Origin of the sequence: Brevundimonas sp. UBA7534 (assembly GCF_002479325.1) — a bacterium.
In the GTDB taxonomy this organism is placed as follows: Bacteria; Pseudomonadota; Alphaproteobacteria; order Caulobacterales; family Caulobacteraceae; genus Brevundimonas.
This window is the reverse complement of sequence record NZ_DLMO01000119.1, coordinates 1-11,491: the sequence shown is the minus strand read 5'-3', so window position 1 is coordinate 11,491 and position 11,491 is coordinate 1. Positions and strand designations below refer to the sequence as shown.

9 protein-coding genes are annotated in these 11,491 nt (G+C 66.1%); all 9 read left to right on the top strand.

Going from position 1 to position 11,491, the window contains the following annotated elements; translation table 11 throughout:
• Positions 1-472: 472 nt before the first annotated feature.
• The gene (locus B2U11_RS09485) at positions 473-1,786 is read left to right on the top strand and encodes an SAM-dependent methyltransferase (RefSeq protein ID WP_292071352.1); all 1,314 of its coding nucleotides are present in this window, start codon (positions 473-475) and stop codon (positions 1,784-1,786) included.
• Between the two features lie 319 nt (positions 1,787-2,105).
• Positions 2,106-3,191, top strand: coding sequence for a type II glyceraldehyde-3-phosphate dehydrogenase (locus tag B2U11_RS09480; RefSeq protein WP_292071351.1), 1,086 nt, complete (start codon positions 2,106-2,108; stop codon positions 3,189-3,191).
• 87 nt (positions 3,192-3,278) lie between these two features.
• The gene (locus B2U11_RS09475) at positions 3,279-5,708 is read left to right on the top strand and encodes a heavy metal translocating P-type ATPase (RefSeq protein WP_292071350.1); all 2,430 of its coding nucleotides are present in this window, start codon (positions 3,279-3,281) and stop codon (positions 5,706-5,708) included.
• A complete protein-coding gene (locus B2U11_RS09470; protein ID WP_292071349.1) occupies positions 5,705-6,997 on the top strand; it encodes an MFS transporter in 1,293 nt (430 codons plus the stop codon). The genes B2U11_RS09475 and B2U11_RS09470 overlap by 4 nt, the downstream gene beginning before the upstream one ends.
• A gap of 64 nt (positions 6,998-7,061) precedes the next feature.
• Positions 7,062-7,523, top strand: coding sequence for a DUF305 domain-containing protein (locus tag B2U11_RS09465; RefSeq protein ID WP_292071348.1), 462 nt, complete (start codon positions 7,062-7,064; stop codon positions 7,521-7,523).
• A gap of 79 nt (positions 7,524-7,602) precedes the next feature.
• Positions 7,603-8,097 (top strand): pyridoxamine 5'-phosphate oxidase family protein, encoded by a 495-nt coding sequence (locus B2U11_RS09460; protein ID WP_292071347.1) that lies wholly within the window; start codon positions 7,603-7,605, stop codon positions 8,095-8,097.
• Entirely contained in the window at positions 8,094-8,543 is a 450-nt protein-coding gene (locus B2U11_RS09455; protein ID WP_292071346.1) for a hypothetical protein, read from the top strand. The genes B2U11_RS09460 and B2U11_RS09455 overlap by 4 nt, the downstream gene beginning before the upstream one ends.
• A gap of 196 nt (positions 8,544-8,739) precedes the next feature.
• Positions 8,740-11,121 (top strand): xylulose 5-phosphate 3-epimerase, encoded by a 2,382-nt coding sequence (locus B2U11_RS09450; RefSeq protein ID WP_292071345.1) that lies wholly within the window; start codon positions 8,740-8,742, stop codon positions 11,119-11,121.
• Positions 11,118-11,491, top strand: a 374-nt coding sequence (locus B2U11_RS09445) for an MBL fold metallo-hydrolase (protein WP_292071344.1), incomplete at its 3' end; no start/stop codon positions are given. The genes B2U11_RS09450 and B2U11_RS09445, both read left to right, overlap by 4 nt.

The following is an 11,491-nucleotide window of genomic DNA, read 5'->3' as shown; positions in this document are numbered from 1 at the left end:
TTCAGGGGGTCACGTCACCGCGCCAATGCCGATCGCATTGAACCTTCGAGGAGCGCTCGGTTAGCGTTCTGGCGTAGGCCGTCGAGGTCAATCATCCGAGCTCCGAGTGCTCGAGGTCGGGGTGGATCATCTGCTCCCCGGCCTCTAGCGCCGAGTGGAGGACGTTCTCAGGGGCAGGTCAGGTTCCCAAAGGACTGATCGTTTACAAGCTGTTCGAATACGGTCGGCGAATCCTCTTCAAAAAGAGGACGGGGTGTTCCTGTCGGACAGCCAACAATTGAGAGCCGAAAAGTCCACGGCATCGTAGGTTGCGAAATGGCCCAGGCCGCTTGAATGCCCAGGACCGTTTGTGACTCGCCCCGCGATTTCGCTCCAACGATTTTTGCTTACCGCGACTGTAATGCACCGGTGATTCCGCCGTCTGATTAGTGAAATCCCGTCGCCGATCCGACAGTCAAGGAGAGACCACCTGATGCTGAAAAGAGCCCTGCGCGCTGTCTTGCCAGATCGGGCTGCCTTCATTGTGCTGGCCCAGGTGCTGGAACGGGCGGTTCAATACGGTACGCTCGTCGTCGTCGATCCCTGGGAGGGGCGCCATGTCTTCGGGACGGGCGAGGCACCGTTCGTGACCGTGCGGCTGACCAATCCCCACGAACCGGCCCGATTGCTCGCCAGCCCCAGTCTTCGGGCGGGCGAAGCCTATATGGACGGCGGCCTCCTCGTGCAGGAAGGCACGTTGCGCGACTTTCTCCTTATCGCGGTCGCCGCGGCCGAGACATTGACCAAGGAGGCTCAGACGGTTCGCGCTTTCGCCGCGCCGGTCCAGAAGCTTCAGCGCCGCAATCCGGTCGAGCGCGCGCGCGTCAATGTCGCTCATCACTACGACCTGTCGAAAGAGCTCTACAAACTCTTCCTCGACGACGACCTTCAGTATTCCTGCGCCTATTTCCAGACTGGCGATGAAACCCTCGACGAGGCGCAGTTCAAGAAGAAGCGGCACATCGCTGCGAAGCTCTGCCTCGAACCTGGTGCTCGCGTTCTCGACATCGGTTCGGGATGGGGAGGGCTCGCGCTCGACCTTGCGCGGCGTCATGGGGTCGAGGTCGATGGACTCACCCTGTCGCAGGAGCAACTGGCTGTTGCGCAAGAGCGCGTACACGACGAGGGAATGGATGATCGCGTGCGATTTCATCTGCAAGATTATCGACATTCGTCAGGCACTTTTGATCGAATTGTCTCCGTCGGCATGTTCGAACATGTCGGGGAACCGCATTTCAGCGAATTTTTCGACGTGATCCGTTGCCGGCTCGCGCCGGATGGCTTGGCCGTGATCCACGCGATCGGCCACCGCAATCCACCGGGCGACGCCGACCCCTGGCTCGACAAGTACATTTTCCCGGGCGGCTATTGCCCATCGCTGTCTGAGGTATTGGCCAGTGTTGAGAAGAGCGATCTGTGGGTGACTGACGTGGAGATTCTGCGGCTGCATTATGCCGAGACCCTGCAGCGCTGGTCCGAACGCTTCCAGGCCCGGCGCGCACAAGCCGCCGCCCTCTATGACGAGCGGTTTTGCCGGATGTGGGAATATTATCTCGCCGTCTGCGAAGCTGGGTTCCGCGTCGGTGGCCTAATGGTGTTCCAGATTCAGTTGGCGCGGCGAGTGTCCGCCGCTCCCCTTACACGAGACTATATGTTTGATGCGGAGCAATTCCACACCTCCAAATCAACTGGCCAAAAAACCAATACTGCCCCATCCAGCGCCACCTTGAAGCAAGTCGATCCATGAGGGCACTTGAACAGATCCGAGTAAGCGTCATCGAATTCGACGTGTTTCGCAAATATGTAGTATACACTATAGCGCCCCCAAGGGAGGCGCTCCGGAAAGATTTTGCGAACTTGAGCGCTGAATTGCGACTTAAGATGACCGCAGTCAGAATCCGCAGATCTCTAGCCACGATGTGGTGTCTTCGATCATATGCGTCCGACATCCCGTCCCATCCGACATCGTTCCAGACTTTCATGCGCTGGCGCGGCTACGCCTTGATGTGCATCAATGCGCGGCCGGTTCGTCGCCTGTTTTGTGATCGAACTGGAGAGGTGTTGCCATGACCAGACCAACCCGGGTCGCCGTGAATGGATACGGCGTAATCGGCAAACGGGTCGCCGATGCGGTCCGGGCCCAGAAGGACATGACCCTGGTGGGGGTCGCAGACGTCACGACCGACTGGCGCACCCGTGTCCTTCAGGATTCGGGCGTGCCGCTGTTCGCCGCCACAGCCCAGGCGCTGGATGAGCTCCACGTGGCGGGCGCGCCGACTGCCGGCCGCCTGGACGATCTGTTGGACGAGGTCGATGTCATCATTGACTGCACGCCCAAGCACGTGGCGGCGGACAACGTTCCCCTCTACCGAGCCCGGGGCCTGAAGTTCATCCTTCAGGGGGGAGAGAAGCACGCGGTCACCGGCCATTCCTTCGTCGCGGAGGCCAATTTCGAGACGGCGGTCGGGCGCCAGTCGACCCGGGTGGTCTCCTGCAACACCACAGCGACGGTGCGGACGCTGGGTGCCCTCAAGCGCGCGGGATTGCTCCTCCGGGCCCGCGGCGTCCTGCTTCGACGCGCGACTGATCCGTGGGAAAGCCACCTGGGCGGCATCATGAATACCCTCGTTCCGGAGCCCGAAATCCCCAGTCACCAGGGTCCCGACGCCCAAACCGTCGATCCGGACCTCGATGTGGTGACCATGGCGGTCAAGGTGCCGGAGACCATCGCCCACCTGCACTACTGGTCGGTCCAGATGACCCGACCGGCGGCCAAGGAGGAGGTGCTCGACGCCTTCCGATCCTCGTCACGCATCCTGCTGATGAAGGACGAGTATGGTCTGGACGCCCTCAATGCCGTCAAGGAGCTGATGGCGGATCGGGGCCGATCCCGCAGCGACCTCCATGAGGTGGCGCTCTGGGCCGACATGCTCACGGTGCAGGGCGATGAACTCTTCTACGCCTATATGGTCGACAATCAGGCGATCGTCGTGCCGGAAACCATCGACGCCATAAGGGCGCTCGACGGACGCGAGACGTCGGGCCGCCGGTCGATCGCCGCGACGGATCTGGCCATGGGAATCGACAACGACCTGTTCGCCGGGAACCGGGTCTGGACGTCGGAGTCGCCGCTGCCCGAGGTGGATTTGTAACGACATCCGGGTCGTCGCCGTCAGAGAGGGCGAAGACAATCGAGCGGGGTGTCCTTCGGACGTCCCGTCACCAGTCAGAAAGCAGCCATGACCACCCGCACACTCGACGTCGGCAATCTGTTCTCCGTCCTTGGAGCGCGCGGGATAGAGCGACAACTGCGCCGCATCGACGGTGTCGGCCGCGTGTCGGTGAACCCGGTGTCCGGCTCCACGACGGTCGCCTATGACGCGGCCAGGACCAGCCTGTCTGATATCAGGGCCGCGATCGAGGCCTGCGGCTTTCACTGCGCCGGCGAGGCCCTGCCCAAACATGTTTGCCAGGACCACCCGGCGCCGGCCAAAGGCGCCCCGGAGCCGGGCGGATCCGCAGCCGCCGCAGCGCATCGAGGGCATGCCGGGAGCGCATCCGCCGAGGTGAAGCCCGTCGCGAAGAAGGGGAAAGACCCGGCCCAAGCGAAGGCGCAGAAGGACGCCATGGCCCATGAAATGGGCCACGGGTCCGGCAGGGACATGCAGTCGATGGTGCGCGACATGCGCAACCGCTTCTGGATCGCCCTGGGGTTCAGCCTGCCGATCTTCGCCTTCTCGCCGATGGGCATGGACTTTATCCGGGTTCCGCCCCCGTTCGGCCTGAGGCTGGACCTCGTCCTGTTCATTCTGGCCAGCGGCGCCATCCTCTATCCGGTCTGGCCCTTCGTCGTCGCCGCCTGGCGCTCGCTGCGAAGCGGCGTCGCCAACATGGCGGTGCTTGTCGTCCTGAGCGTGGGCACGGGCTATTTCTTCAGCGTCGGGTCGACCTTCGTCTACGGCGGCCAGCAGTTCTATGAGGCGTCATCCATCCTGCTGGTCTTCATCCTGCTGGGTCACTGGCTGGAGATGCGCGCCAGGGCAGGCGCCTCCGAGGCCATCCGCGCCCTGATGGATCTGACCCCACCCATGGCCACCGTCCTGCGCGACGGCAAGGAACTGGAGGTGCCGACCGCCGAGGTCGTCTCCGGCGATACAGTCGTAATACGGCCCGGCAACAAGATTCCGGTCGATGGAACGGTGCTCGAGGGGGCGTCGCTCGTCGATGAATCGATGCTGACCGGCGAGTCGATGCCGGTGGAAAAGAAGGTCGGCGACACCGTCATCGGCGCGACGATCAACAAGAGCGGCACGTTCCAGTACACTGCCACCAAGGTCGGCGCGGACACGGCGCTGGCCCAGATCGTCAAGCTGGTTCAGGAAGCCCAGAACTCCAAGGCGCCGTCACAACTATTGGCGGATCGCGCGGCTCAATGGCTGGTCTGGGCCGCTATCATTGTCGGGCTGCTGACCTTCGTGGTCTGGTTCTGGGTCATCGGCCAGCCCCTCCTGTTCGCCGTCAGCCTGACCATCACCGTGTTCGTCATCGCCTGTCCCGACGCGCTGGGCCTGGCGACCCCGATGGCGATCATGGTCGGGACCGGGCTCGGCGCCATGAACGGCATTCTGTTCAAGAACGCGTCGGCGCTCGAGGACGCGACCAAGCTGGACGTCATCATCTTCGACAAGACCGGCACCCTGACGATGGGCCAGCCCGAGGTGGTCGATCTGGTGACGGCGGACGGCGCCACGGAGCATCAGTTGCTGGCCGCGGCCGCGGCCGTGGAGGCCGGATCGGACCATCCCCTGGCCCAGGCCATTCTGCGCCGGGCGGCCAAGGTCAAGGCGCCCAAGGCGACCGGCTTCACCAATATCGAAGGCAAGGGCGCTCGCGCCAGGATCGGCGGCAAGACTGTGCTGCTGGGCAACAAGCGGTTGATGACGGAGAACAAGATCGACCTGGGCGAGCTCGGCGGCAAGTCCGAAGCGCTACAGGGCGCCGGTCGAACTGTCGTCCACCTGGCCGTGGGCTCCAAGCTGGTGGGTCTGATCGCCATCGCCGACGCGGTGCGGCCGACGGCGATCGAAGCGGTCAAGGCCCTGCGCGCGCGGGGCGTCGAGGTCATCATGCTGACCGGGGACAACCAGGGTACCGCCGAACGGATCGCCAAGGGTCTGGGCATCGACCGCGTGTTCGCCGACGTCCTGCCCGGCGACAAGGCGAGCAAGGTCAAGGAACTCCAGGCCCAGGGCAAGAAGGTCGGCATGGTCGGCGACGGCGTCAACGACGCGCCCGCCCTGACCCAGGCCGATGTCGGCTTTGCGATCGGCGCCGGTACAGACGTGGCCATGGAAAGCGCCGACATCGTGCTGATGAGGAGCGATCCGTTCGACGTCGTGGGCGCCATCGAACTGTCGCGCGCCACGCTCAGGAAGATGCACCAGAACCTGTGGTGGGCGGTCGGTTACAATGTCATCGCCTTCCCGCTGGCGGCCGGCGTGTTCTATCCGTTCCTGCTCGGGCCGAGCATCGCCGCCATCGCCATGTCCGGCAGCTCGGCCCTGGTGGCGATCAACGCCCTGATGCTGAAGCGGACCAGGCTGACCGGCATCCGCCGCCCGGGCGAGGCGTCCCACCCGGCAGCGTCTCCCGGGGAGGCGGCGGCGTGAAACGCCGCGCTCAATCAAACATCTCTCTCGCGGCGATGGCCGTGTTGATGGCGTCAGCCTTCACGGTGTCGATGGGCTTCGGAGTCGTCCTGCCCCTGCTGCCCTTCCTGATTGAACGGCTGCTTGGCGGGGGGGCTGAGGCAGGACAGATCTCCCGGGCGACAGGCTTGCTGACCGGCCTTTACATGCTGTCGCTGTTTCTCTTCGCGCCCATGTGGGGACGCCTGTCCGACAGGTATGGGCGCCGTGTCGTCCTGCTGATCGGCCTGATCGGCTTCGGCGCCACCATGCTGGTTTTCGCCTTCGTCGAGAGCCTCTTCGCCGTCTACGCGGAGCGTATCCTGAGCGGCCTGTTCGCCGCAGCCGTCACGCCGGTGGCGCTGGCCGCCGTCGGAGATCTGGCGGCGACCGAAGAGGCGCGGGCGCGCCGCCTGACCTTCGTCAGCCTGGCGGGGATTTCGGGATTTCTACTGGGACCCATGCTGGGCGTCTTCATCGCTCGCGCCGGCGCCGACATGGTCGCGACCGCCGATCCGATGGCGTCGTTGACGTTTCCGCTGGCCGCGACGGCCGTTCTGGCGTTTGCCATCGCCGGCGCTGCCGTCTTCGCCCTGCCGCGAACCCGGAGCCAGGGTCGGCTCGCCAGTCCTTATCCCACCGCATCGCCGACAAGCCGATGGCTGATCCCCAATCTCCTGATCCTGGGGTTCATCGTCGCCGCCGGAGTCGGTGTGTTCGAGGTCGGGCTGGCGCTGCGCGGGAAACAGGAACTGGGCATGACCCCCACCCAGATCGCACTGATGTTCACGGAGTGCAGCCTGGTCATGCTCGTGGTGCAGGCCCTTGTGTTTTCCCCCTGGGTCAAACCCTCGACGACCCGCTGGCTGATCGCGCCGGCGCTGGCTGTCCTGGGGATCGGATTGTTTCTGCTGCCGCGCGCCACCGATTTCAACCTGATGCTCGCGGTGATCGGCGCGGTGGCGGCAAGCGCCGGCATTCTGGCGCCGATCCTGACCTACTGGACCTCCAGCAAGGCCGGTCAGGCGCAAGGTGCGCAACTCGGCAAGCAGACGGCCGCTGCGAGTCTGGGCGCGGCCGTCGGCTCGGCGGCGGGAGGGCTGTTGTACGATGTCGCCTGGTTGCCCGATGCATCGTTCCTCCTCATGGCCGCGGTGACCGGTTTCGGCGTGGCGCTCAGCCTCGGCTTGCCCCGGATGCTCGGCCGGCGCCGACTCGGCTGCGCCTCGCCTGGCGAACTGAACCAACCACGCCGGTGTTCGTTGAAATGACAGCCGCCGCGGTCCGGACGTCACGTCCGTTTGGCAGGCGGCTTGATCCAAAGGATCCACCATCATGTTCAACGTCACAGAACGCTCGGTCAGGCGGACGGCCATCGCCTTGTCGACCCTTTCGCTGCTCGGCGTCGCCGGGTGCGCCGCAATGGCGTCCGACTCAGGGGTGGCGACGCAGGACAGGCCGATGGCCGGCATGAGCATGCCACACGCAGCCCAAGGCTCCGGCCTGATGGGCCAGGATCATGCGATGCCGCCGGGGATGAACATGCCCCGGACCGCCTTCTCCGGGGCCGAGATGGGCATGCACCGCGCCATGATGATGGCGACCGATGTGAATACCCAGCGGACCTGGGCCCGGAAGATGATCGCCCACCACCAGGGGGCCATCGCGATGTCCCAGGCTCTGCTGGGAAGCGACGCCACCGACGCCGAAGCCCGGCGCATGGCGCAGGCGGTCATTGATGCGCAGACACGGGAAATCGCGGAACTCGAATCCTGGCTTGAGCGCCATCCGGGGTGACTGTTCGGGGGCGGGGTGGCGGTGTCCCGACGCCTCTGCCTTCGTGGTCCGACGCCGCTTGCAGTTTGGAGGATTTGAGTTGGACCTTGAACAGAGGGAGTTGATCCTCTCCATTCTCAGCCGGGCAGACACCCTGACCGTGGCGACGGTCCGTGAAGACGGCTGGCCGCAGGCGACGGTCGTGAGTTTCGTGAACGACGACCTCGACCTCTATTTCGGGACGACTTTTCACTCGCAGAAGCTGGAAAACATCGCCCGGGACTCCCGGGTGTCAGCGACCGTCACCCCCGAGCATGAGACGTCGAAACCCATCCAGGCGATCTCGCTCGCGGCGGTGGCGCAGCGGGTTACGGACCCCGGGGAGCTGTTGAACGTGGCCGGACTGGTTCTGAAGAAGTTTCCCAGACCGGGGCGGCCTGCGCCGGCGGCGGTGTTGGAGGGGGTGGCTGTCGTTCGCCTGCGCCCGACCATTGTGTCACTTCTGGATTACAGCCGAACCTTTGGTCAGACGGATCTGATCGAGCTGGGTGACCGTCAAGCCCCGTCCGATCACCGGGACGAACGGCTTCCATGACCGGGGTGAGGTTGCGGTCTCTCGCGGCGGGCGCTCTCGCCGTGGGGGGACTGATCCTCATCGGCATGGGACTCTGGTTCGTCTTCCTGCGACCGGCGCTGCTGCCTGAAGACGCCAGATACATGGGGTCCACCGTGGCGCAGATCCAGGACATCCTGCGCCGGCTGGCCCCGTGGCTCCGGCGCGTCTTCGGCGTGCTGGGGGGCTATATGCTCGCCACCGGTCTGCTGACCGTCCATGTCGCGATGACGACTTTCCGGTCCGCCCGGCCCGGGGCGACGATGGTCGCGGCCGTCTCGGGGCTGGTATCGATCGGCGGCATGGCCGTCACCAACTTCGCCATCGACTCCGATTTCAAATGGCTGCTGTTGGCCTTCACCCTGCCGTGGGTGGCGGCCCTTGCGCTGTCCCGGGCCGACGCGAGGCGCATGGACCCAGGCGCATGAGCTGTCGCGGCGCGCCGGGCGTGGGCGATGAAAACCGGGATGTCAGGACCGGGGTCGGTCACTCAGGCGGCAGGCGCCGGTCCTGGAGCCGGTGATCCTGTCGGCCGTCTATCCGCCAGATGTAAGCGTTCCGGGGGGCGGGCGTCATATCTCCGGAGCGGGCACGGCGCCCGTCTGTTCGTGGCAAGGCGCTATCGTGTCGATCACCTGGGCTGAAACGTGGAAACCCGGCTATGGGCCTCTGGTCCGGCAAGCCGACACCGTCACGCGGATCGAGGACATGGCGCAGCGTCTCGTGCGCCGAGGCGTCTGGCCGGACGAGGAGTCGGTCTACCGTCTGGTGGCCGCCGCCGATCGGCTGGCGAGCGCCGGCATGTGGCTGGTGGCGCACATGACCTATGTACGCCGGGTGGATCTGTCCGGAGCGCCCTTGCCGACGGAAGCCTTCAAGGACTTGCCGGAGGGCCATACCGGCGGCTCGCTGAACATGGTCCCGGCCTTCGTCGGCTATTTGCTGGCGAACGCCCTGTCCGGCGTCACGCGGTCCTGGATCATGGGCCAGGGGCACTGCGTGGCTGCGATCGAGGCGGTCAACGCGCTGACCGGCGATGTCTCTGCCCGGCAAAAGGGTCGGTACAGCCGCTCGGACGCCGGCCTGTCCCAGCTCGTTTCGGACTTCTACAGCTACGCCATTGGCGCCGACGGCCGGCCCGCCGCGCCGCTTGGCAGCCATGCCGGGCCGGACACGGCCGGGGCCGTCTCGGAGGGCGGCTATCTCGGGTTCGCCGAGCTCGAATATGTCCATATGCCGCTGGCCGGCGAGAGTCTGGTCGCCTTCCTCAGCGACGGCGCCTTCGAAGAGCAGCGCGGCTCCGACTGGTCGCCGCGATGGTGGCGGGCGGAGGACAGCGGCCTGGTGACGCCCCTCATGATCCTCAACGGGCGGCGCATAGAGGAGCGCACGGAGATCGCCCAGGACGGCGGCGCGGGCTGGCTCGAACGACACCTTCGTCTGAACGGTTTCGACCCGATCGAGATCGACGGTCACGATCCAGCCGCCGTGGCGTGGGCCATTCTCGACTCCGAGGAGCGATTGAAGCGCTTCACAGCGGATCCCGACCGGGTCTATCCGGCGCCGTTGCCCTATGTGATCGCGCGGGCGGTCAAGGGGTTCGGCTTTCCCGGCGCCGGGACGAACCGCGCCCACAACCTGCCACTGGAGGGCGATCCCCGAACGGACGAGGGGGCGCGGGCGGCGTTCAACGCCGCGGCGGCGACGCTGTTCGTGCAGGGAAGCGAGCTCGACGCCGCCCTGGGGGTTCTCACGACCCATGACCTGCAGCGCCGGCCTTTGGAAAGCCGCCATCCGGCCGCGCGGCGGGCGCCGCCGCCGCCCGTGCGGCCCATTCCGGACTGGTCGGACAGGGCGAGGTCCCCGATGGAGGCGATCGACGCCTGGTTCGTGGAATTCGTCGACGCCAACCCGGGCCTGCGCGTCCGCCTCGGCAATCCCGACGAGCTTCGCAGCAATGGCATGGGGCGTACGCTCGACCGGCTTGGCCACCGGGTGAACCGACCGGAACCCGGCGTTCCCGAGGCGATCGACGGGGCGGTGATCACCGCCCTCAATGAAGAAGCGGTGGCCGGCGCCGCGCTGGGCAACAAGGGCGGGCTCAATCTCATCGTCAGCTACGAAGCGTTTGCGGTGAAGATGCTGGGTCTCCTGCGCCAGGAGGTGATTTTCGCGCGCCATCAGCGCGAGAGCGGCCAGGTCCCGGGATGGCTCGCCGTCCCGTTGCTGGCCACATCCCACACCTGGGAGAACGGCAAGAACGAACAGTCGCACCAGGATCCCACGCTCGCCGAGGCCCTGCTCGGGGAGATGTCGGACACCGCCCGGGTGCTGTTCCCGGTGGACGCCAACAGCGCCGTCGCCGCGCTCCGCGGGGTCTACGGCCGGCGCGGAGAGGTCGCGTGTCTGATCACGCCCAAACGGACGCTGCCGCAGGTGCTCGACGGGGCCGCGGCCCAGGATCTTTGGGAGCGCGGCGCGGCGCTCATCGGCGGGGACCTGGACAGGGCCGAGATCCAGATCGTTGCGGTCGGCGCCTATCAGGCGCGGGAGGCGCTGGCGGCGGCTGCGCGACTCACGCATCATGGCCGCCGCGCCTGTGTCACGGCTCTGCTCGAACCGGGACGATTCCGGGCCCCGAGGGACGAGATCGAGGCGGCGCACGTGGTCTCGGCCGAGGCGCTGGAAGCGCTCTTTCCCCAACGCCTGCCCCGTCTGATCCTCACCCACACCCGCCCGGAGCCGATGCTCGGACTGCTGCGCCGCCTCGACGGAGGGCCCGAGCGCACCCGGGCGCTCGGCTACCTCAGCCGTGGCGGGACGCTCGACACCCCCGGCATGCTGTTCGCCAACCGGTGCACCTGGGCTCACGCCGCGGTCGCCTGTGCGGACCTCCTCGGCGCCGACGCGGCCGACGTCCTGACACCCGGGGAGATGGCCGCCGTCCGCGGCGAAGCACACCCCCGCATCCTGCAAATCTCACCCCCGGAAGGATCTCCATCGTGATCAGTCTCACCAGCCTCGGCGGCGCCGGCACCGTCACCGGATCAAAACACCTGCTGGAGGCCGATGGCCGCCGCATCCTGATCGACTGCGGCCTTTTCCAGGGCCTCAAGACCCTGCGCGAACAGAACTGGGCCCCCCTCCAGATCGAGCCCTCAAGCATCGACGCGGTGGTCCTGACCCACGCCCACCTGGACCACTCAGGCTACCTGCCGAAACTGGTGAAGGACGGTTTTCGCGGGCCCATCCTGGCCAGCGCCGCGACGCGGGATGTCGCGGAGATCATCCTGCGCGACAGCGGCCATATCCAGGAGAAGGACGCCGAACAGGCCAACCGCTACGGCTACGGCAAACACAAGCCGGCCTTGCCGCT